The sequence below is a fragment of the Streptomyces sp. Je 1-332 genome, from assembly GCF_040730185.1.
In the GTDB taxonomy this organism is placed as follows: domain Bacteria; phylum Actinomycetota; class Actinomycetes; order Streptomycetales; family Streptomycetaceae; genus Streptomyces.
In genome coordinates this window covers 4,354,965-4,375,730 of record NZ_CP160402.1, presented here as the reverse complement: position 1 = coordinate 4,375,730, position 20,766 = coordinate 4,354,965, and the positions used below count along the sequence as shown (strand labels likewise).

Here is a 20,766-nt window from a genome sequence, read left to right as displayed (position 1 = left end):
CGGGTGATACCCAAGATCATCCTCAGCTCGGGCCCAAAGGCCGCACGTCGCACGATCGGCTATCTCTTCGGCAAGGGCCGCGCCAACGAACACATCGACCCGCACCTCGTGGCCTCCTGGAACGGCTTCGCCCCCGACCCCGGCCGCAGCCCTCACCGCGATCCGAAGGACGCGATGGCCCAGCTCGTCGCGCAACTCGACCAGCCCGTGAAGATGCTGGGCGACAAGGCACCCAAGGACACCGTGTGGCACTGTCCCGTCCGTGCCGCGCCCGAGGACCCGATCCTCACCGACGCCCAGTGGGCGAACATCGCCCGCCGCATCGTGGCCGCCGCCGGCATCGCTCCCGACGGGGACGAGGACGCTTGCCGCTGGGTGGCTGTCCGACACGCCGAGGACCACATCCACATCGCCGCCACCCTCGTGCGCCAGGACGGCCGCCGCCCCGAGCGCGGCTACGACCAGCGGGCCGTCCAGCGCGAGGCCCGCCAGATCGAAGTCGACTACGGGCTGCGGCGGTTGAAGCCGGGCGACGGCACCGGTGCCAAGCGGCCCACCAGCAAAGAGCACTTCAAGGCCAAGCGTCTGGGTCAGGACGCAGCAACCCGCGATGTCCTGCGTCTGCGGGTCCGTCGCGCCGTCGCCGCCGCGTCCGACGAGGCCGAGTTCTTCGCCCTGCTGGAAGCCACGGGCGTGACCGTGCGCTTCAAGCTCGGCCCTTCCGGCGAGGCTCTCGGCTGCAATTTCGCCCTGCCCGGAGACACCAACGACAAGGGCGAGCCGGTGTTCTACGCGGGCTCCACGCTCGCGCCCGACCTGTCTCTGCCCAAGATCCGCAAGAGCCTCGCCACCACTAGTCCCGAACCTGTCGCCGTCCGGCCGGGTGATCCGTGGCACCAGGCCACCGCCGCCACCGACCGCATCCCCCACCACCTCACCCACAGCGACGACCAGACCGCCCAAGGCCAACTGGTCGCACTCGGCGTGACGCTGGACCTGCTGCCGATCAACGCACCTGCCGCGGTGAAGGGCCAACTCGAACAGGCCGCCGCCGCTTTCGAGCGCGCCACTCGCTCCCGCATCGCAGCCGACCTCGACAGCACCCGCGTCCTGCGCCGCAGCGTCCGAGCCATCTGGCGCGACCGGCCCTCGGACAGCGACGGAGCCGGAATCGCGATGCTCCTGGACACCGTGCTCACCGCCGTGGCCTTCGCGATGCACTGGCACCGCACCCACCAGCACGCCCAACAGGAAGCGGCAGCCGAACAGGCCCTCATCCATCTACAGGTTGCGTACGCACAGGTCGTCGAGCCGGTCCTGGCCGGCCTCGCGCAACGCGCCCCGAGCCCCCAGATGAAGCGCCGCTTCGCCCACCACCTACAGCAGGCGGTGCCGGAGCACGCCGAGCGCGTCCTCAACGACCCCGCCTGGGAAGCACTCACCACCGTGCTCGCCGAAGCGGAGGCAGCCGGGCACAGCGCAACCACCGTCCTCGACCATGCACTCGGCCAGCGCACCTTGGACGACGCCCACAGCCCCGCCCGCACGCTGACCTGGCGCATCCGCCGCCTCGGCGAACGCCACGCGTCTGGTCCCCGAGCACAGGCAGCAAGGTTCCGCAGCACCACACAACGCCCCACCGCCCCCGCGCCCGCTTCGACACCTACTCCGGCGCCGCAGCCGCCGCCCGCACGGCGACGCTGATTGCGGCAGCGCTCATGCCAATCCGGCCGCCAACGGGCCGATCCACGCCAGCCTGCTCCCCATGAGCACCGTTCTTCTGGCAAGTTCTGGCAAGTTCCTCGTCCAGAGCCGGAGATGGGGGCAAGCTCCGGCACAGCGATCGTTACCTTCAACGGAGGTGGACATCATGGCTCTGATCAAGCTCGGCAAGGACCCGGAAAGCCCGAGTGGGGGCTCCCCCACGATCTACCTGGACGACGTGAAGAACACCTACCTTGTCCAGGGCGTGACGGTTCTCGACGAGGAGCGCCTCAGCGAGATGGACCTTCCGGGCCACGAGTCAGTGGTGGAGATCCCTCGGCGCATGGTGCAGTTCTTCTTGGAGGTGAAGGGTGACGACGGTCCCGACGTTTGAGGATCTGTTCCGCGGTTGCCAGAGGACGGCTGTTCATCTGGAGATGCGCGACGCCTACATGAAGTCGGACCCGGCGTTCATCGACTGGAGCGCCGGCAAGTCACTCGATCCTGTCGAGCGCTGGGCCGATTGGCACACACTGGTCACGGCCGCGACATCGCGAGGTGTCGAGGTCCGCCGGGCACGAATCGCCTCCACGCCCATCAGCGAGTACATCCGCTTCGAGTACGAGGTGACTGACGGGCTCAACATCGCTGCCGGTGAGGAGGTTCGATGGCTGTCCCGCCGCGCCGCCACCGACATTGCTCTGCCTGGTAACGACTTCTGGCTGTTCGACTCCCAGCTCGTCCTCGTCAACCATTTCGACGGCGAGGGTGAGAACTTGGAGCTGGAGCTAAGTGAATCCCCGGACTTGGCGAAGTTCTGCGAAGCAGCCTTCGAGGCCGTCTGGCAACACGCGACGCCGCATGCCGAGTTCCGGCCGCTCTGACGCAGCGAATAGCACCGTCTCAGCGATATGACCTCGCCATCTTCGAGTGTCCAGGAAGCGCGTAGGGCCCTCGGCCAACGCCTGCGCGAGATCCGGAATGACGCCGGACTCACCAAGCGGGCGTTGGCCGCTCTCCTGGGCTGGCACGAGTCAAAATGCTCACGCTTCGAGAGCGGCACGCGCGCCCCCTCCGAGGCCGACCTCCGAGGCTGGGCTTCGGCCTGCGGTGCAGCCGACACTGCCGAGGATCTTGTCTCCACTGCCCGCGGAATCGACGGCATGTACGTCGATTGGCGCAAGATGGAGCGCTCCGGCCTCAAGCAGGCGCAGGAGTCCGTGCTGCCCCTGTGGGAACGCACCGAGCGCTTCCGGATCTACTCACACGCGCTGGTCCCGGGCCCCGTACAAACCGCCTCGTACATCAACGCTCTGCTGACCTCCATCCAAAGCCGACGCGGGCTCATCAACGATGTTCCGGAGGCCGTGAAAGTTCGGGTCGACAAGCAGGAGATCGTGTACGGCAGCCATCGATTCGCGATCCTCCTGGAAGAGTCGGCACTTCGGAAGCGCATCGGTGGAACCGAGGTATTGGCCGGTCAACTCGGCTACCTGCTGAGCGCTGCCGCTCTGCCTTCGGTAAGTATCGGCATCATCCCCGAAGACGCCGACCGCTCTGCCCTGTGGCCGTGCGAAGGCTTCTTCCTCTTCGACGACCACACCGTCCAGGTGGAACTCGTATCGGCTCATCTCACCATTACGCAGAAGCATGAAATCGCTCTGTACGCCCAGACGTTCACCGACCTGGCTGAGCTGGCTGTGTACGGAGTCAAGGCGCGCGAGCTGATTACGGCGGCCATCGCATCGCTCAGGTGATTCCCTGGCAAGTTCCGGCACATTCGTAGAGCCCTTGCCATCGCCCTTCCTAGCGTTACTGGCACGGCTGGAATACGTGCACCGGAGGGCGAAGCGGTGATGACTGTGGCAAGTAGAGGCAAGCAACCGAGCGCAACCGGCAGCGCTGAAACCGGAGTTCCTCTGGTCGATGTAGAGACGATCTCCGTCAGCACGAACATGGTCCTCGCCATGCAGATGGCCACCTCCACCCGTCAAGAAATGGACGGGTCCACGTCAGTCATCCTTGGGCACCTCAACCGACTCCTTGTTGAGGACTTGGGAGCAGCAGAGGACGAGGGCGTACAGGAGCTGCTCCACCGGGGCCGCCAGCTCGTCGACTACACGAGTCGTCCGACCGCGGAGACCCCTTCGTTCGGCGCCTTCATCTATCTCCGAGACAGCGCCCAGCTCACGCGACGGCTGCTGTGGATCTACACCCAGCACAACGGGCTGGGCGCCCCGTGAGCATCAGAGACGACCAGATCGTGAAGGAGCTCGCGCACTACATCCACGAGCACCCTGCCGAGTCGATGGCCCTCATGCCCTTGTACGACGCTGTGCGTGATCACGCACAGCATGGGTCCTGTCGCCATAACGCCCGTTGCCCGCTGGTTATGGCTGGGGCGGTCATCGTGGACGAGCTTCGCCGTGTTCTGTCCCTGCGGCACGGGGGCGGCTACTCCCTCGCCGAGCTGGCCCCAGAGGCCCAGGACGACTCACTCAGCGGGGCGGCCTTGCGCTTGCTGGCCGAAGAAACCGGTATCCGCGACGTCTGGACGGAGCCCGGCAGCGAGGGGCCCTTCCTGGTGGACGTCACCAGGGCCGCACGCGAGTACGGCCCCCGCATCAGGGTCGGCTTCCGGTACCTCTTCCGCGCCCACTCGGGGGCCATCCTCTCGACCATGATCGAGACCGGCGCGGCGGCCTGGGTGCCCATCGCCGAGATCGGCATCCCATCGGTGCGCGAGCGCCTCCATGTCCACCTGGGCGGCGCCGCATGAGCCCCCGTAGAGAACAGGTCGCGTACGTAGCCAGCCTTTTGTCATTGGGCGGCGCGCTGCTGCTAGCCATTTGGAGGGGCTGAATGTACGAGCGGCGAAGTACTGACTCGACACCCCTACCGGCGCCGCTCGGCACCACTGCCGGCTTGCGACCGCCAAGCGACGTCCACATCGGCGATTTCGTGCACCTCGACGGCATGTTCCTGCGGGTCCAGGACATGCGGGCCGCCGGCACCGCAGCGCAGCGGGTTCTGATCTTTGACGGGCACCCTCCATGGGTCATGAGGCAGTCGACGATCACGTATCGGCCCATCGAACTCGCCTAATTCCGCCAGCCCCTTCATACCAACGCAGAGCCGTCACCTCACCGGAATGAGGAGCTTCGCCATGCGCTTTCGCAAGATCCACGGAGCGGGGAACGACTTCGTCTTCCTCTCCGACCCCGCGCCGGAGAGCGACAACGACTGGGCGAAGGAGGCCGAACAGCTCTGTGCCAGAAGGACCGGCGTGGGTGCTGACGGCCTAGTCATCAGCAGGCTGATCAGCACGGATCCCGCCCTGCTCGAAGTCGCGTGCTTCAACGCGGATGGTTCGACCGCGACCATGTGCGGCAACGCCCTGCGTTGTACCGCGTGGCTGGCGCGCCAGGACCACGGCCTCACGGCGATGGGCCTCCTCATGGCCGGAGTGACGCACGAGGCCGTCGTAGATGATGACGCCGTGTGGGTCTCGGCCGAAGTCGGCGCTGTCCACCCGCGGCGTGTTCAGGCGGTCATCAACAGCAGGCCGACGTGGTTCGACAGCGCGTACACCGGCACTGAACACGTCGTCGCGGTCGTGGATGACGTGGACGCCATCGACACCGCCACGGTCGGCCGTCTCATCCGCCACCATGCCGACCTTGCCCCGCTCGGCACGAACGTCAACTTCGTCCAGTCCGCCGGCAGCCAAGAGCTGAGGATCCGCACCTACGAGCGCGGCGTGGAAGCCGAAACGCTGTCCTGCGGCAGCGGAGCGGTCGCGGCCGTCGTCATCGCCAACATGCGCGGGCTTGTGGCCCAGCGCACCGTCACCGTCCACAACCAGGCCGGGGAGCCGCTGACGGTACGCCCGCACCCGGACCGGCCGACACGCACGCAGTGGGTCGGCGGCCCCGTCACCCACACTTTCGAAGGGGTACTCGCATGACGCTCTTCCTGGATACCAGCTCCGGCAGGACCGTGCAGCAGGCGACCCAAGCGCTTCGCGACTGGCAGCAGGACCGGCAGGGGCTCGGAGTCGCCCTGGTATACGGACCGGTCAGCCTTGAGGATCGGCTCTACCACTCGAAGTGTCCCGTGGAACAGCGCTCGGTGACAGCCCTGTCCGGGGCACTGGAGGAGATCGGCGCCCGGTGGAAGGTCCTGGACCCGTGCGAGCCGACGTTCATCCCAGAACTGGCCGGATACGACGTGGCCCTCTCGAACCTCCACGGCCCGTTCGGCGAGGACGGACGCCTGCAAGGGCTCCTGGACTACATCCGCATCCCCTACTGCGGAAGCGGCGTCGCCGCCTCGGCGGTGGCTGCCGACAAGGTTCTCTGCAAGCGGGTGATGGAGAGCCTGGGCGTCCCCACACCCGGCTGGTGGGTGTGGTCAGGAGGCCCCGCGGACTGGACCGGGACACCCGTGATGGTCAAGCCGCCCTTCGGCGGTTCCAGCGTGGGCATGAGCCTGGTCCGCAGCCAGGCAGCCCTTCCGCTGGCGCTGGCGGACGCTGCCCGCGATGAGGGAGATCCCGTACTGGTCGAGGACTACGTTCCCGGCATCCCTCTCACCGTAGGACTGCTGGAGCTGCCCGGAGGCGCGGTACTCGTCTGCCCGCCACTGGCTACCGAAGTCACTGACGCTGACTTCTACGACGCCGATACGAAGCTCGATGCGGACTCCAGAGGCGCTGTAACGGTCAGGGCCGCCGACCTGAAGCCCGCGCTGCTGGCCGAGATCACCGGCTATGCCAAGGCAATGTGGGAGGGGATGGCCCTGCGCGGCTCCGCTCGGGTGGACTTCATCCTCACCGCGACCGACCAGGTGCACGCGCTGGAGGTCAACACGACGCCGGGCATGTCGCGGGACAGCAACTTCGCCGTAGGCGGGGCCATGGTCGGGCTCACGCACACAGACATCGTGCTGGCGATGCTCCACGAGGCCCTGGCCCGCCCGCCATACGATGTGCCCCTGCCCACTCCCGCGTTCGCCGGCTCCACTCCGACACGGGAGGCTGCCGTCTCTCCGTAGGAGCACGCCGCTGTGCCACGCGTCCACGACGTCCCCATGTGCCGACAGCTCATCGCTCCCGCCGAATGGGATCTCCACGGAGGGTGGGCACTGGGAGACCGGGCCGAGTGGTCCAACCGGGCGTGCGGCCTGGCGTCACTGAGAATGATCCTGCTCGCTTACGGCCGTGAAGCACCAACAGTCACGGAACTGCTGAAGCTCGCGGTCAAACATGAGGTGTTGACCCCACGTGGAGCGCTACATGCCGGCATCGCCAACCTGGCAACCGACCTCGGAGTTCCTGCCCGAGCCGAACCAATCGCGGCAGAAAGCCTGGTCGCCCGCCTCGAAGAAGCCCCGCTGATCATGTCGGTGACCGAGCAGTTCCCCAACGACGGCCGAGCTGGTGGCCATCTTGTCCTCGCGCGCGGCTACGAGGACGGGACGGACCCGACCATCTTCATCCGCGACCCCTCCGCGTGGGGACAGAGCAACGACAGGGTCCCCCTGAGCCGGGTCGCGCACTCCTACACCGGCCGAGCCATCACGTTCGCGCCCCTCAATCGCAACGGAGCGTCCTCATGACCGAAGCAGAGGGCGGCCGGAGGATCGCCGTGCTCGGAGAAATGCTGGAACTGGGCGACGAAGCCCTGGAGGCCCACAGGGCAGTAGGACGGATGGCCGGCGAGAACGGCGTCGATCTCGTCGTGGCAGTCGGCGGGGACCTCGCGAAGCAACTCGCTCTCGCGGCTGGCGCATCGGGAGTACCAGACGTGGCGATCGTCGCCGACAACGCAACCGCCGCGGCCTACGTCGATTCCGTCCTCCGCCCCGGTGACGTGGTCCTGACGAAGGCGTCACGGGGCGGCATGTTGTGGCAGGTCGCCCAAGCTCTCACCGGACAGCCCGTCACCGGGCTCTGACGAGTTCCGGTCTGAGGGCCACTCGCTGTCGAATGGCTTCGGTGGTAGAGCCCACCCAGCTGGCCGGGGCTGGCCCTGGCATCCCTGCCCTGCCCTCGTCGAAGACGTCTGGGTCCACGACAGGTTCACCGACGCCGGCATGTGAATCTCGCCCGGTCCGCGGCCGTGGGTCGCACTGCTGACCGACAAGCTGTACTACACCCGAGACCGTCCTTCACGGCCATCCGCAACGCCTTCCGTGGGCTTGCCCCGACTGAGGGATGGCGGCCGCGCACCGGAAAGCACCGGACTCTGCCAGTCCCACTGCGGCAGGGCCCCCGGAACCGAGCCGTCTCGCCGACTGGCAGCTCGTCCACGATGTGCCTGTGGCTGAACCCGTGTAAGCCCAGGTTCGGGTGATCTATAGCTGGCCTGATGGTGTGTGTCAGTCTCGGTTTTCCTGGAGCTTTGCCGCCCAGACGGGGCTAGGTTGGTGGTGCGGCCTCCCCGCGCCGGTCGGGTGCGGCGGTTGAGGCTTCTTCCCGCAGCAGAGCGAGCCTGCGGCCCAAGTGCCGGGCCCGCCTTCACTCCCGCGGAGGCAAACAGGCCCGGTCGTCCCCCCAGGGCAGTACCGGGTTTCCACGCCTCCGGACTGCTGAAAAGGGAATGCCCTGCGGAGATGACGGCGGGAGTAACCGTTCCGCCTGGCATGCGGCCGCCGCCGAACGGCGGCCGCCGCCATGTGGCAGATCACCCATGGCGGACAGACGGAGGTCGCAGCGGGAACGGGGGCGGCGGGTGTCCATGGTGAGTCGGGGGAGGGCACGGGGGCGTGCCCATGATCCACGAAGCCGGTTGAACCGTTTGGGCTTCGCGCCATGGTCAGCGTCGACGCCCTCCAGGGAGATGTCGCAGAAGCCGACGAACGCTCCCCTCAGTGGCGTGCCGTCTCAGACGGCACGCCCTCGTACTGAACTACCGGTTAGGTCAGCCACATTCTTCGATGAGGTATCTCCGGAACCGAGTAAGTGGCCTCCTGCGGCGGGAAACTTGCGGCATGCCAGCCGTTGAGGCTGGCTTGGGGTGCCCCACCAGTGCGCGGCCGGGAACCCCAAGCGTGAGGATGCGGGGCTCCCCTCCGCCGCATCCTCACGAGGGCCCTACCGGGGGCGGGGATGCGGGAGTACCCCAGCTTGCCAGGAGGGCAGAGGCTGGAGCCGTGTTGTCGGCGATACGGCTCCAGCCGGGCCTCTGTGCTGTTCCGGCTCGGGGGCTGGGAGCCTGAGGGGATCTCGCGCTCAGTGACGGCACGTGAACCCTTCATCTGAGGTCAGGGTATGGCTCCGTGGTCATCCGCGATAGGGGGCCTTTCGGGCAGCTCGCCGTCCGGCATGCCGGTCGGTTGGAACAGCCGCCTACAAACCTTGCGTCAGACCGCCTAAGTAGATCGCCATGTCAACCCGATTCTGCGCCATTCACCCGCACGAGCGGCCGTCGGGGCGCATGGACGTTTCTGCATCACCTCTTCTCCGTACGGTAGTTAGGCGTTGCCCTAGCCCTCGGTGACGGTCCACCGGCGGCACGCTCCCGTCCCCTGGGGGGCTCACTTCAGGAAGTGTCATGGGTATAAGCGACGCACACTCAAACTCGGATCTGCGCAGCAATTTCGGGTCTGCGGGTCTGCCGGATCCATTTCGGTGCGCGCGCAGTTATCGTCGGCGTGGGGTCACTGTGGTCGAGTTCTGCGGAGCGATCGATGTGAGTAGCGCCCCGGGTGTTCAGGTGCACGTCGACGCAGCCACCGCGTCGCAGGGCGCCCAGGTGGTCGTGGACCTGCGGGCGGTGGAATTCTTCGACTGTTCCGCGCTCTCCCTGCTCTGCCGGACGCGACGCAGGGCCCTCAAACACGGTGGCCACATGACAGTGGTCTGCACCCGGCCGTGGCACCTCCGGATTATCAAGGCGGCCGGGCTCAATACGCTCTTCAAACCCGTTTCCACGATTTAGCACGCTCCCACCTCCGGGTAAGGAGCCTGTCAGCAGCCTCTGCCCGTCATGCCCGCGTCAGGTGCGAGATCTGTCAGCTCTGTCAGTTATCCGCGCCGTCGGAGGAAGGCGGATCTCCGAGGGTGACGTGGTCGTCGACGACGGCATGGGCCAGAGCGGAGAGGGTCGTTGTCTGGGTGTGGGCGTGGGCGCGGAGCAGGGCGAGGGCTTGGCCGGTGGTGAGGGAGTGGCGGTAGCTGATCATGCCGATGGCCTGGTGGACCACGGCGTCCGCGGGCAGGAGCCAGGCGTGGACGAGTTCGTCCTCGGTCGGCACGGGCGTGGCGAGGAGCAGGAGGTCCGCGGCGGCGGCGTGGTCCTGTGCAATGTGCAGGTCGGCGTCGGAGATCGGGCCGGGGCGGTGGCGGTAGAGGGTGAGGGCGAGGCCGGCCTGCCGGACCGGGTCGCCGCCGTTGAGGATCGGCAGGGCGTAGGCGGCGCGGATGTAGTGTGCCGTGGCCTGTTGGGCGAAGACGGGCCAGTGCCGGGTGGCTTCCTGGTCGTCGAGATCGTCGACCAAGACCTGACCGCGCTGGCTCAGGGCCTGTACGCAGGGACCTTCTCCGAGGCTGATCTGCAGTTCCTCGCCCTTGCGGGCCAGCGGGCCGACCGCGCAGAGCGATACCCGCTGCGCCAAGGCGGCATCGACCGCCAGGGTGAGCCCCACGGAGTACGCGCTGTGCAGGGCCATCCGGCACGCCTCGCCGATGCGCAGTCCGGGTTCTGCGTGTCCTGTGTAGCGGGCGGCGAGGACGATGGCCTCCCGCCGGGCGGCCGTCACCGGGGACTCCGTGCGGAAGCGGGCAGGCAGGCGGCCATGAGGTGAGCGGTCATTGTGGCGTCCGAACTCCGGCATTCACCGCCGATGCTGCCCCGGATCGGAAGCCAATGTCAGGTGTGTGGTGGGCGAGCAGCGTCGCCTTCGGGCAGCCTGTGTCTCCACCGTACGCCTCGCCGCGCGTCAGCGGCGTCCGCGGCAATCCGGCTCCCCACCCGCTCAGCCCACGGGGCCTGCGGAGGAAATCGGCCGCCTCGCCGTTCGCGACATCGAAACGGGGAGGAGAGCGACACGCAGCGGAAAGCTCCCTAGACTGGAGTCGTCGTCAGTTCGTCCTCTGCGCCGCGGAGGCCCTCCTGAGGTCTCAACGGGAGGTGAGAGCAGTGGGCACCGACAGTGACCTGGCTTACGTGCTGCAGAGCCTGCATCCCTCCTCCGGTGAGACGAGTCTGATCGGTGCCGACCCGAAGCTGTGCGCCCAGGCTCTGCTCGTAGACGGCATCGCCGTCTCCGCGACCATCGACGACGGCCTGAGCGAACTGCTGTGGTCCACGGCAGGCGCCAGCACGAGGCTGGAGGATCTGCAGTTCACCCTGGGGCAGGGACCGGCACTCGAAGTGGCCGTCTCCTGCCGGCCCGTCCTGGTGGCGGACCTCTCGCGCGTGTCGGCCGACCGGTGGCCCGTGCTGCTGCCCGAGGCCACGGCGCTGGGCATCGGCGCCATCTTCTGCTTTCCGCTCGCCGTCGGGTCGGCCTGCCTGGGCACGATGACTCTGCAACGCATGGCGCCGGGTCCGCTCCCGGACGCCGCGATGACCGACACATCCCTGGTGGCCAACGCTTTGACCGCCCTCCTGCTGGAGAGCGGTCCACAACAGGAAGCTTTCGCCACCGCCGCCGACTCCTCGGACTTTTACCGGGCGGCCGTTCACCAGGCCAGTGGCATGGTCAGCGTCCAGGCCGGGGTCTCGCTCGCCCAAGCCCTCCTGCGGCTGCGCGCCCACGCCTACCGGCACGGGCGTTCCGTGGTGGAGGTAGCCGAGGACGTGCTGGCCAGGCGGTTGGCCTTCCACGATGATGAAAACGGGCCGGACGATCCTGCCGGTGAAGGGACTGAAGGGCCATGACACGTGAAGAACAACTACTGGCGGCCATGGTCGATGCCGTGGACACTCTTGTCGACGACTTCGACCTGATCGACTTCCTGCACCAACTGTGCGACCGGTGCAACGAGTTGCTCGACGTCTCCGCCGTGGGAGTCATGCTCGCCGACCCCGCCGGCGGCCTGCAGCTGATCGCCGCATCGGACGAACACACCCGGCTGCTGGAACTCTTCGCCCTCCAGGCCGACCAGGGACCCTGCGTGGAATGCCACCGCACCGGCACCGCCCGCTTCAACATCTCCCTGAAGTCCTCCGAGGAGACAGCTGCCTTCCCCCTCTTCACCGAACGCGCCCGCCAGGCCGGATACGCCACCACCCACGCCCTGCCCATGCGACTGCGCCAAAAGGTCGTGGGAGCGATGAATCTCTTCGATTCCCGTGAACAGAAACTCAGCGACGGTGACGCGCGGGTGGCACAGGCGCTGGCTGACGTGGCCACCATCGCCATCCTGCAGCACCGCACCGTCGTGCACGGCAACATCGAGCGGGCCCAGCTGCGGGCCGCCCTCTCCAGCCGCATCGTCATCGAACAGGCCAAGGGAATCCTCGCCGAACGCTGGCAGACCACCCTCGACGAGGCATTCGACGCCCTGCGCCAACACGCCCGAGCTCACCAGCAGACCCTGGCCGGGCTCTGCAAACAACTCATCGACGGCTCCATCGACTCCTCCGCCATCCAACACCCCTGACCGCGCACCCCGGCCAGGAACCCGCCCCAGACCCCGGCGGAAGGACGTGTCCCTCCCGCCACCCCGGCACAGGGACACCTCGTGGACCACGACCACCACACCGCAGCCTGGCAGCGCATCAGCGCCGCCGCTCACACCGGCGGCATCACCCTCGCCGTCGCCTGCCAGGCATGCGCCGACGACGTGGAAGCCGACTTCGCCGGAGCCACCCTCGTGGTCGCCGGAGAACTGCGCCTGCTGGCCACCGCCACCGACGAGCGCGCCCGGAGTGTGGAGGACGCCCAGCTGGTCACCGGCGAGGGACCGTGCACGGATGCCTACACCCGCCGGGCCCCCGTCGACGCCGTGGACCTGAGCCACACGGCCGACCGCTGGCCCGCCTACGCGCCCATGGCGAGCGAACAGGGTGCCCGCAGCGTTCTGGCACTTCCCCTGACGATCGGCGCCCTCGCCATCGGCGCCATGGACCTCTACCGCATCGAACCCATCCCGTTCAGCCCCGCCCAGAAGGCGCAGGCCAGTGCCTACGCCCGCATTCTGGCCCTGCTCGCCCTGGAGGAGCACCCTCACCTGCTCACCAGCCATTCCCGGCCCACCCAGCGCGGACCCCAGGGCTACCCCCCTACCGTCCACATGGCCGCCGGTGTCCTCGCAGCCAAGGACGGGCTCACCCCCGAAGACGCCCTGGCCCGCCTACGCGCCCACGCCTTCAGCCACAACCAGCCCCTGATGCACACAGCGGAACAGGTCATCAACACCCACCAACTCGACTAGCACCAGCCAGACACCACAGCGGTAAGCCACCAGAACGGCCACCGCAAGATCGGCCTGACGTGTGGTGGCGCGAACCCTACACAAGCACGCTGGGAGCCAAATGGGAGCCGGCTTGCTCCCGGAGCCCCTTCCACACCACGCGGGACCGATCCGGTCCATGCCTCTGAGCTGGGAAAACGCCATGAGCGCCGGTCGTGATCTTCACCGAACCTCATTCGGGACGAAGAGGTCGTGGGTTCAAATCCCGCCACCCCGACAGCTGAAATACCAGGTCAGGTGCCCACTCTTAAGAGTGGGCACCTGACCTGTTTCTATGTGCGTGTCTATCTGAGTGACTACGACCTCAGATCCCGCTTGAAGATGCCGTCCATGACCACGGCACCGGTCTGGATCACGGGCCGGATCTGCTTGCGGTAGACCTCCTCGGTGACGGCGGTCCCGGAGTGGCCGACGAGGCGGGAGATCTCCTCCAGGGGTACGCCACTGTCGGAGAGCAACGAGACGAAGCTGTGCCGGAGCTCCCGGGGTGCCCACTCGGCAGCGTCGATCCCATCGGCACCCTTGAGAGCCGCCCGAAAGGTGCGACGGACGTTGGTGGCGTCCAGCGGCTTGCCGACGGCCGAGGAGAAGACGAGCCCGTTCTCCTCCCAGTCGTCCCCGGCAGCGAGGCGCTCCCATCCCTGGTCCTCAAACTGCGACCACAGCACTTCCACACAGCGCGCGGGCAGGGCGAGCGTGCGCCGGGACTTCCGTGTCTTGGTGTCCCCGCCGCGCCGGACCGACCGCCACACGGCGATGTGAGGAGGCTGCGGCGGATTGACGTCCGGCCTGCCCTTGAGGAACACGTGATCCCAGGTCAGCGCACGCAGCTCCTCGGTGCGAGCCCCGGTCAGCAGCGCGACGACGATGTACGCGTACATCGAGGTCCCCTCTGCGGCCTTGAGCACGGCCTCCGCCTGGACCAAGGTGAGCGCCTTGGAAGGGCGCCCCGGACGGCCGGCCGGAACGGCACACAATTCGACGACGTTGCGCTTCACCTTGTCCCGTGCCATGGCCCGCTTGACCGAGTGGTTGAGGCAGGAGTGCAGGCCTTGGAGAGTGCGCGTACTGAGCGTCTGAGCCTTCACCGCCAGCCAGCGGTCGACGTCCTCCGCACTGAGATCACGCAGCTTGCGCGCCCCCAGGCTCGGGATCACGTGAGTCCGGCTGAGCCCAGTCACGGTCTCGACCGTGCCCTCGTCACGCCCCGCCAGCCCGTACGTGAGCCAGTCATTCACCGCGTCCGCAACGGTGTAGTTGGTCGGCGCGATGGCGAGCCCATCTTCGTAATCGCGCAGAACCTCCTTGAGCTTGCTCTTCGCCTTCTTGGTCCTGCCACTCCCCCGCTTGACGATCCTCTTGCCGCTCGGATCGAAGCCGAGGTTCGCGGTGGCGATCCAGCGCTGCCGCTTCTCATCCCAGTGCAGGCCACCGTCACCGCGGCTACGGCGTAGGGACATCAGGCAGCCTCCGCCATCTGCTCACGTATGAAGCGCTGCACAGCCTCAGCCGGGATTCGACGGGCACGGCCGATGGTGAACGACGGCAGCCGGTGAGTGCGGATGAGGTCGTAGACCTTGGAGCGGCCGAGCTTGAGCCGCTCCATGACTTCCGGCACGGTCAGCAGGTCGGCGGGGGTGGGGGCGGGGGTCATGCTGCGGCTCCTTCCAGGGCGAGTAGGTCTTGCCGGGCTTCGCGGGCGGTGTCGCGGTTGAGGTGGAGATCTCGGGCGATCGTCGCGGCGAGGGCGGCCCCCCGGGTGTGTGGCCGTGGCCCGCGTACTGGAAGTCGGAGAGGACGAGGACTGTGTCCGGCTCGCGGTCGTTGAGGCCGAGGGCGTCGCGTTCCTGGGCGGCGCGGAAGTCGGCTCGGGCCTGACGGAGCTCGCCGAGGGTGGTGGAGTACCGGCGGGACTTGGAGGAGAAGTGGCCCCGGAAGCCGACCATGTGGGCCCACGCCCAGAGACGACGCTCGGGGTAGAGCGGATCGGGCAGCTTGCAGGCTTCGATCAGGCGGCGGGTGTGGGCGGGGACGTGGTGGTGGTCGAGGTCGGTGAGTGAGCTGATCCGGCGGTCAGGGTGCCGGTGTTCTCTGCCGCCTTGGTCGCGTACTTGGCGACGTAGGAGGCGACGGCTTGTTCGGTGATGTCGGAGCCGTCGCCGAAGGCCTTGACCGGGCGGACGTCGAGTTGGGTGCCCCAGCGGAAAGTTCGGGCCGGTTGGTTGTCGGCGGCCGGGACCGAGGCCGAGGTGTACGGGTGCGTGGCGGCGGCGTGGATGGCGTCGGTGAGGAGGTCGATGCTCGCCCAGGACGGGGGCGGGGTGTCGGGGCCGTCCGGGCCGTCGAGGCGTATGACGGCGTGGAAGTGGAGGGCGCCGCGCTTCTGGAATTCGGCGACCTTGCCGTATGAGAGGCGGGCGGATGCCTTGAGTGCGCGTTGGGTGAGTCCGGCGCGGGCGGCGATCTCTCGGCGTAGGCGGGTTGTGAATCTCATCCACAGGTCGCCTGCGTGGTTGTTGAAGAGGACGGCGGCGGCGTAGTCGTACGTGGCAGGGTCGAGGGCGGTGCCGAGTGCCGGGGCGTCGGTGGGGTGGTGGGTGCCGCAGCGGCAGGTGCCGCGGTCGGGTCGGTTGTGGACGGGGCCGAAGGACGGGGCGGTGAGGGTGGTGAAGACGCGCGGGTGGTCGCGGGCCGTGGAGGGGACGTCGCGGCGGTCGTCTCCGGCCAGGCCTGCGCGGATCAGGTGGTAGGTGTCTCCGGCGTACGTCCAGGCGCAGGAGGGGCAGCGGGAGGCGCGGCGGTTGCCGCAGGCGAGGCGGAGGCGTCCGCCGGGTTCGTGCTGGGTGGAGTAGTGGTGGAGGGTCTCGCCGGTCGTCTTGTCCTTGGTGAGCAACCAGCCGGTGAGGTGGATCGGGTCGGAGCAGCCGCCGGTGCGGCGTACCTGGTCCTGCCAGCGGTCGAAGTCGGAGGCCGAGGCCACCCTCAGCAGGTCGCCGAGGGTGGCCGGGTCGAGATGCGTGTCAGACACGGGCGCCCTCCCGCGTGAGCGAGCGGCGGACCGTGGCGATGCCGTGGCAGTCCAGGCAGTGGGCGGTGATGATGCGCAGGTAGCCGTTCCGGTCGCGGCCGCCGAGGGTAACGGCGGCGGAGGCGAAGCCGTCGCAAGACGGGCAGATACGGGACGGCGAGCGGGTGCGCTCGGTCATGATGGAGCTTCCTTCCGGATCTCTGGTTCGGAGAGGGGTACGGCTCCCGGGCGGCGGAGACTTGGCGGTTGAGGCCGCCCGGGGCCGGTCAGCGCTGCTTGTGCTCGGCGGTGATGAGGGAGCGGATCACCAGGGCGCAGATGGCGAGCGAGGCGCCGGTGATGGCGACCGCGAGGAGCATGGAGACCAGGACGGCGCCGACGACCAGGACGACCGCGGTCCCGCCACCGACGAGGGCGACGACCGTGCCCGGCGTGAGCTGGACGGTGGGTCGGGCGGGAGCAGCCGGGGCGACGGGTGCGGGTGTCTGGGGCTGCTGAACGACGGCGGCCGGGACGGTGGTCAGCGGGGTGACGATGCCGGTCGGGGCCGGGTTGGTCGGGACCTTGGGGCGGAACATGGTGGATCTCCCTTCGCGGGCTGCTACTTGACGGTGGAGTCGATGGCGGGGGCGAGCAGGCTGTCTGCGAGGAGGTAGCCGCAGAGCAGGAGGACGATCACCAGCCACCAGGGCGGGTGGATGAGCTTGAGGCCGAGGTAGCCGACGACGATCAGGGCGAGCCAGAGCGGTACATCCATGGCGGTGATCTCCTCAGTGGGTCAGCGGACCTTGCAGCGGTGGGTGCGGGCGGCGAGCTGGGCGGCCGACTGGCTGGCGTAGTCGGAGGACCAGCCGCAGCGGTCGGCGGTGCACACGGCGGCGTGCTTGGTGTGGCCGTGGCGGTCGCGGTGGGTGCCGATCTGTACGGGGCCGATCTGCATCACGGAGTGGAAGTGGTCGCGTGCGGGCATGGTGGTTCTCCTTTCGGGTCGGGTCGCTTTCGGGATCAGGTGAGTTGGGCGGCGATGGCGTCGGCGAGCTGGGGCGGGACGCCGAGGCGGGCCCGGAGGGTGTCGGTGTCGATGCGGGAGCCGGTGCGGGCCTGGTGGTCGTCGGCGACCTTGCGGGCGTGGTCGACCAGGGCGGCCGGGACCGGGGGCGCGGGATCTGCGGCGGGGACCGCGGGGGCGTCCTCAGCCGCGGGGACTCGGGCGACTTCCGGCTCCGCGACGACCGGAGGCTCCGGTGCGGATTCGGGGGCTGCGGGTGCCGGCCGATCCGGCTCCGGCGGGGTCTCGGGGGCGTGGGTGGTGTGGGCGAGCAGCGTGCCGCCGAGGAAGGCGAGGGCGGGCCAACCGGCGACGCCGAACCGGAGCCAGGCCGGGGGGTGTTGCAGGTCGAGGAACCCGGCGGTGGCGACGTTGGCGCCGAGCGAGGCCACCAGGGCGATCAGGAACCAGCACCAGGCGAGCCGGGACGGACCGTCGCTGCGAAGCCTCCGCCAGGCAGCGACCAGGAGCAGGTCGACGCTGATCGGGTAGGCCCACGCCTTCCAACCGTCTTGCCCGGCAGCGGCGGCGAGGTCGTGCAGGTGGGCGAAGGAGAGAGCGCCAGCGATGAAGGCCTGTACGAGGACCGCGTCCAGGCGGATCGCGGGCCGGGCCATTACGAGCCCTCGCCGGGACAGTCCGGGTAGTCCGGCCCGTCGGTCGGGTCATAGTCGGACGGCAGCGGCGGGAGAACACGACGAGGCAGCGAGGCGGCGACAGCAGCGCCCGTGACGGCCACGAACTCCTGGTCGGCGTCGGGCAAATCGGCGTACAGGGCGAGGGCGCCGAGCAGCTGCACTGTGCGGTTGAAGTCCTCGTAGGCGTCCACTGTTTCACCTCCGGATTTGGGCATGGGCGGGGTAGGGACGTGGCGCGGATGCGGTCGCGCCGACCGGAGTGCGGGAGGGGTCAGGCCGTGGCGGTGGCGGCCTTGGAGAGCGGCACGTGGGCCGAGGGCAGCGGGCCGACGACGGGCCGGAAGGGTGCCAGCTCGGGCAGGTCCGGGGTGCGGTCGGCGTGCCGGTTGCAGATGTTTACGGCTTCGCGCAGCGAGGTGTGCGGGGCGCGGATGCGGGCCCAGCCGCCGGACGAGTCGCCGGTGACGGCGATGCCGGGTGTCTCGGTGGGGATTTGGATGGCAGCGAGGACGGCATCCGGGGCGATGTCGCCGAAGGCCATGTTGGCGCTGGATTCGTCGTTGACGCGGTGGGCGGTACGGCCGGTGAGCTGGGCGCGGAGCATCGTGATGCCCTTGCCGAGCTCGGAGCCGAAGCGCTGGCCGCAGATCTCCAGGTAGATCCCGGCGGCGCGGCCGAGCTGGGCAAGGCGGACCAGGTCCGTGATGATCCGGTCGCGCCGCTTCTCCTCGTCCTTGCTTGCGTAGAGGGCGAGTTCGGCAACCTCGTCGACCAGGACGACGACGGGTACGGGCCTAAGGTCCTCGCGCAGGTCCCAGATGTCGGCGGCGATCTCCGCATCGGGTACGCCGACGCTGATGCGCTGCTCGGCACGTATGAGCTCGTAGACGGTCTCCATGTGGGAGACGAGCGCGTCGAGGAGTTCGAGGGCGGTATCCGGGTTGTCGGCCAGGGCGGAGAAGCGCCGGGCGAGCGGGAAGAGTTCGACGCCTTGCTTGCAGTCGATGCCGACGAGGGCGACGTTCTGCGCGGCGAGCCCGGCAACGAGGTTGCGCTGATAGACGGACTTGCCCGACTCGGTGGCGCCGAGCGTGAGCCCGTGCGGCACGGCCCGGTAGTCGCGGTAGTGCACGGCCCCGTCTTCGCGCAGGGCGACGGGAATGCGCATCGGGCGGCTGTCGGTCGTGGCGGGCATCTTCACGCGCTGAAGTACGTCGTAGCCGGTCATGCGCAACTCGACGACGCTGGAGCGCAGTTCGCGGGAGGTGACGCCGTACATGCCGAAGGAGTGGCGTAGCCGGTCGGCGGCGGCGGAGACGTCGAACGCGTCCTGACCGGGGCGGAGTTTCAGCCGTAGGACGAGACCGGTGCGGGTGGGCCGAAGGCGCATGATGCGCGGAGCGCGCGGCTCAGGCACCGGGCGGTTGGTCATCCGGGCGAGGGAGAGGCGCCAGCGCGAGGGCGGGACGGTGAGCCCGCAGGCCTCCATGACCGAGGCGTACCGGACCAGGACCCGTAACGCGGCGAACGTGACGCCGAAACTCACCCAGTACCAGGCGGGGCGCCGCCACCGCAGGATCACTGCGGAGGCGACGACCAGCAGAAGCAGCGCGACCATGAAGCCGGTCATGATCAGGCCGCCTTGGGCTTCGAGGCGCCACCGTTGAGCGAGGTGACGGCGACTGCACGGTAAGCGATGCCGTGCCGCTTCTGCCCATTGAACTCGTTCTCCCACGGGCGGGCGATCAGGCCGGTGAGCGCGACCGGGGTGCCCATGGCCAGCTCGTCGGAGATACCGGGCTGAGGGACGGTGACGGACAGGATCTCGACCGCGTCGTTGGCCGCGAACATCACGTCCACGGTCATCAACTGGGCGCCGGTCTCGATGTCTTGAGCAAGCTCACCGGTCCGACGGTCCTTGACCTTGGGCTGCGGGGCCTTGGCGACCATCACGGTGGCGGCGGAGGTGTCGACGGGAATCTGACGCACTACGGATCACTCCTCTAGAGATGCTGAACTCCGTCACTCATGTATAGGAGTGACATGAAGAAGAGTGCATCACTCCTATACATGAGTCAACCCGCCGCGAAGAAGAAGTCACGGCGGGCTGGGCGGAGTTGAGGGTGCGTCAGTCGGCGGCAGGGATCCGATACTCGAAAACGAACTGGTCAGCGGCCATGAGGGTGTCGCAGAGCTCGACCACACGACCCTCGGTCGTCCGGGCCTCACGGATCAGATGAACCACCGGAGCTCCGGGACTGAGAGCAAGCTCGGTCGCCTCTGCCTTGGAGGCCGGACGCGCTTGCAGCGTCTCGACGAACTCGGCGAACTCGTGCCCGTGGTCTTCGAGTCGGGCGTAGATGCCACCGCGGCCGGGGTTCTCGGCGAACAGTTCGGGGATGTCCTTCACGACGTCCCACGGCAGATACGAGGACGCGGTCTCGACGGGGGTCCCGTTACGGAAGTAGAGGCGCCGCCGGGCAAGGACCTGAGTGCCGGCCTCGACGCCGAGCCGCTCGGCGGAGTCCGCAGGAGCCTCCATGGGCCCGATGTACAGAACGCTGACCTTGGCGGTGGCGCCGGACTGCTCAGACTCCGCGAGGTACGCGGCCTTGCCGCCCTCCTGCCGAAGCGAACGCCGGAAGCGATCCGAGGACCGATGCCGTACCGGCGGCCGATCCTTCACGATCGAGCCCTTGCCGTGCCGAGTCTCAACGAGCCCACTGGCCCGCACCTCGACCATGGCCTTGCGAATCGTCCCGCCGGCCACGCCGTAGCGCTCCACGAGCTCCGACTCACTCGGCACCATGTCACCGGGCTTGAGGACTCCCGCCCGGATCTGCCGAACGATGTCGTCAGCAATCTGCACGTACCGAGGCCCAGCCCGCTCCTCTCCTACCGCAGTTCCCATAGTCCTTCTCTT

The 20,766-nt window shown here is 68.4% G+C and carries 27 protein-coding genes and 1 pseudogene; 15 read left to right on the top strand and 13 right to left on the bottom strand.

The genetic code is table 11. The features are described 5' to 3' along the window. The first annotated feature begins 3 nt into the window (after positions 1 to 3). From ABXJ52_RS19855 to ABXJ52_RS19800, 12 genes are all read left to right on the top strand, one after another. A complete protein-coding gene (locus ABXJ52_RS19855) occupies positions 4 to 1,704 on the top strand; it encodes a mobilization protein (protein ID WP_367043939.1) in 1,701 nt (566 codons plus the stop codon). A gap of 166 nt (positions 1,705 to 1,870) precedes the next feature. Continuing rightward, complete coding sequence (locus ABXJ52_RS19850) at positions 1,871 to 2,098, top strand: hypothetical protein (RefSeq protein WP_367043938.1); 228 nt, start codon at positions 1,871 to 1,873, stop codon at positions 2,096 to 2,098. Next, positions 2,076 to 2,588 (top strand): DUF6879 family protein, encoded by a 513-nt coding sequence (locus ABXJ52_RS19845; protein ID WP_367043937.1) that lies wholly within the window; start codon positions 2,076 to 2,078, stop codon positions 2,586 to 2,588. Before ABXJ52_RS19850 ends, ABXJ52_RS19845 begins: the two co-directional genes overlap by 23 nt. Before the next feature lie 27 nt (positions 2,589 to 2,615). Beyond that, positions 2,616 to 3,461: a helix-turn-helix transcriptional regulator gene (locus ABXJ52_RS19840; RefSeq protein ID WP_150215421.1), complete on the top strand. Its 846-nt coding sequence runs from the start codon at positions 2,616 to 2,618 to the stop codon at positions 3,459 to 3,461. 297 nt (positions 3,462 to 3,758) lie between these two features. Further along, complete coding sequence (locus tag ABXJ52_RS19835) at positions 3,759 to 3,947, top strand: hypothetical protein (protein ID WP_367043936.1); 189 nt, start codon at positions 3,759 to 3,761, stop codon at positions 3,945 to 3,947. A 167-nt stretch (positions 3,948 to 4,114) separates the two neighbouring features. Next, positions 4,115 to 4,483 carry a hypothetical protein gene (locus tag ABXJ52_RS19830; RefSeq protein ID WP_367043935.1) on the top strand — a complete coding sequence of 123 codons (369 nt, stop codon included), beginning with the start codon at positions 4,115 to 4,117 and terminating at the stop codon, positions 4,481 to 4,483. 146 nt (positions 4,484 to 4,629) lie between these two features. Further along, positions 4,630 to 4,809 carry a hypothetical protein gene (locus ABXJ52_RS19825; protein WP_367043934.1) on the top strand — a complete coding sequence of 60 codons (180 nt, stop codon included), beginning with the start codon at positions 4,630 to 4,632 and terminating at the stop codon, positions 4,807 to 4,809. Positions 4,810 to 4,870: 61 nt separating this feature from the next. After that, on the top strand, positions 4,871 to 5,671 hold the full coding sequence (dapF, locus tag ABXJ52_RS19820) for a diaminopimelate epimerase (RefSeq protein WP_367043933.1): 801 nt from the start codon (positions 4,871 to 4,873) through the stop codon (positions 5,669 to 5,671). After that, the gene (locus tag ABXJ52_RS19815; protein WP_367043932.1) at positions 5,668 to 6,759 is read left to right on the top strand and encodes an ATP-grasp domain-containing protein; all 1,092 of its coding nucleotides are present in this window, start codon (positions 5,668 to 5,670) and stop codon (positions 6,757 to 6,759) included. Before dapF ends, ABXJ52_RS19815 begins: the two co-directional genes overlap by 4 nt. Before the next feature lie 36 nt (positions 6,760 to 6,795). Next, a complete protein-coding gene (locus ABXJ52_RS19810; RefSeq protein WP_367049136.1) occupies positions 6,796 to 7,323 on the top strand; it encodes a C39 family peptidase in 528 nt (175 codons plus the stop codon). Beyond that, a complete protein-coding gene (locus tag ABXJ52_RS19805) occupies positions 7,320 to 7,661 on the top strand; it encodes a UDP-N-acetylmuramoylalanyl-D-glutamate--2,6-diaminopimelate ligase (protein WP_367043931.1) in 342 nt (113 codons plus the stop codon). The genes ABXJ52_RS19810 and ABXJ52_RS19805 overlap by 4 nt, the downstream gene beginning before the upstream one ends. 1,599 nt (positions 7,662 to 9,260) lie before the next feature. After that, positions 9,261 to 9,647 (top strand): STAS domain-containing protein, encoded by a 387-nt coding sequence (locus ABXJ52_RS19800; RefSeq protein ID WP_367043930.1) that lies wholly within the window; start codon positions 9,261 to 9,263, stop codon positions 9,645 to 9,647. A gap of 82 nt (positions 9,648 to 9,729) precedes the next feature. Here ABXJ52_RS19800 and ABXJ52_RS19795 read toward each other — a convergent pair whose 3' ends face one another. Continuing rightward, positions 9,730 to 10,467, bottom strand: a complete 738-nt coding sequence (locus tag ABXJ52_RS19795; protein ID WP_367043929.1) for a GAF and ANTAR domain-containing protein — start codon at positions 10,465 to 10,467, stop codon at positions 9,730 to 9,732. Positions 10,468 to 10,847: 380 nt separating this feature from the next. On the opposite strand from ABXJ52_RS19795, the gene ABXJ52_RS19790 reads away from it, so the two are divergent. The 3 genes from ABXJ52_RS19790 (at position 10,848) to ABXJ52_RS19780 (ending at position 13,090) form a co-directional block, all read left to right on the top strand. Next, complete coding sequence (locus ABXJ52_RS19790) at positions 10,848 to 11,591, top strand: ANTAR domain-containing protein (protein ID WP_367043928.1); 744 nt, start codon at positions 10,848 to 10,850, stop codon at positions 11,589 to 11,591. Then, a complete protein-coding gene (locus ABXJ52_RS19785; protein ID WP_367043927.1) occupies positions 11,588 to 12,316 on the top strand; it encodes a GAF and ANTAR domain-containing protein in 729 nt (242 codons plus the stop codon). The genes ABXJ52_RS19790 and ABXJ52_RS19785 overlap by 4 nt, the downstream gene beginning before the upstream one ends. An 81-nt stretch (positions 12,317 to 12,397) precedes the next feature. After that, positions 12,398 to 13,090 (top strand): GAF and ANTAR domain-containing protein, encoded by a 693-nt coding sequence (locus tag ABXJ52_RS19780; protein ID WP_367043926.1) that lies wholly within the window; start codon positions 12,398 to 12,400, stop codon positions 13,088 to 13,090. 335 nt (positions 13,091 to 13,425) lie between these two features. On the opposite strand, the gene ABXJ52_RS19775 is transcribed toward ABXJ52_RS19780, so the two are convergent. The 12 genes and pseudogenes from ABXJ52_RS19775 to ABXJ52_RS19720 form a co-directional block, all read right to left on the bottom strand. Further along, entirely contained in the window at positions 13,426 to 14,589 is a 1,164-nt protein-coding gene (locus ABXJ52_RS19775; RefSeq protein ID WP_367043925.1) for a site-specific integrase, read from the bottom strand. Next, entirely contained in the window at positions 14,589 to 14,783 is a 195-nt protein-coding gene (locus ABXJ52_RS19770) for a helix-turn-helix domain-containing protein (RefSeq protein ID WP_367043924.1), read from the bottom strand. Before ABXJ52_RS19770 ends, ABXJ52_RS19775 begins: the two co-directional genes overlap by 1 nt. After that, positions 14,780 to 16,157, bottom strand: a pseudogene (repSA, locus tag ABXJ52_RS19765) (replication initiator protein RepSA). The gene ABXJ52_RS19770 and the pseudogene repSA overlap by 4 nt, the downstream one beginning before the upstream one ends. Then, positions 16,150 to 16,335, bottom strand: coding sequence for a hypothetical protein (locus ABXJ52_RS19760; RefSeq protein WP_367043923.1), 186 nt, complete (start codon positions 16,333 to 16,335; stop codon positions 16,150 to 16,152). Before ABXJ52_RS19760 ends, repSA begins: the two are co-directional and overlap by 8 nt. An 88-nt stretch (positions 16,336 to 16,423) precedes the next feature. Continuing rightward, the gene (locus ABXJ52_RS19755; protein ID WP_367043922.1) at positions 16,424 to 16,735 is read right to left on the bottom strand and encodes a SpdD-like protein; all 312 of its coding nucleotides are present in this window, start codon (positions 16,733 to 16,735) and stop codon (positions 16,424 to 16,426) included. Between the two features lie 23 nt (positions 16,736 to 16,758). Beyond that, a complete protein-coding gene (locus tag ABXJ52_RS19750) occupies positions 16,759 to 16,914 on the bottom strand; it encodes a hypothetical protein (RefSeq protein ID WP_135332310.1) in 156 nt (51 codons plus the stop codon). A gap of 21 nt (positions 16,915 to 16,935) precedes the next feature. Continuing rightward, positions 16,936 to 17,127 (bottom strand): mobile element transfer protein, encoded by a 192-nt coding sequence (locus ABXJ52_RS19745; RefSeq protein WP_367043921.1) that lies wholly within the window; start codon positions 17,125 to 17,127, stop codon positions 16,936 to 16,938. A 35-nt stretch (positions 17,128 to 17,162) separates the two neighbouring features. Continuing rightward, positions 17,163 to 17,822: a DUF2637 domain-containing protein gene (locus ABXJ52_RS19740; protein WP_367043920.1), complete on the bottom strand. Its 660-nt coding sequence runs from the start codon at positions 17,820 to 17,822 to the stop codon at positions 17,163 to 17,165. Beyond that, entirely contained in the window at positions 17,822 to 18,034 is a 213-nt protein-coding gene (locus ABXJ52_RS19735) for a hypothetical protein (RefSeq protein ID WP_367043919.1), read from the bottom strand. The genes ABXJ52_RS19740 and ABXJ52_RS19735 overlap by 1 nt, the downstream gene beginning before the upstream one ends. 80 nt (positions 18,035 to 18,114) lie before the next feature. Next, entirely contained in the window at positions 18,115 to 19,473 is a 1,359-nt protein-coding gene (locus ABXJ52_RS19730; RefSeq protein ID WP_367043918.1) for an FtsK/SpoIIIE domain-containing protein, read from the bottom strand. A 2-nt stretch (positions 19,474 to 19,475) separates the two neighbouring features. Next, entirely contained in the window at positions 19,476 to 19,832 is a 357-nt protein-coding gene (locus tag ABXJ52_RS19725; RefSeq protein ID WP_367043917.1) for a hypothetical protein, read from the bottom strand. A gap of 139 nt (positions 19,833 to 19,971) precedes the next feature. After that, complete coding sequence (locus tag ABXJ52_RS19720; RefSeq protein WP_367043916.1) at positions 19,972 to 20,754, bottom strand: GntR family transcriptional regulator; 783 nt, start codon at positions 20,752 to 20,754, stop codon at positions 19,972 to 19,974. Positions 20,755 to 20,766 lie beyond the last annotated feature (12 nt).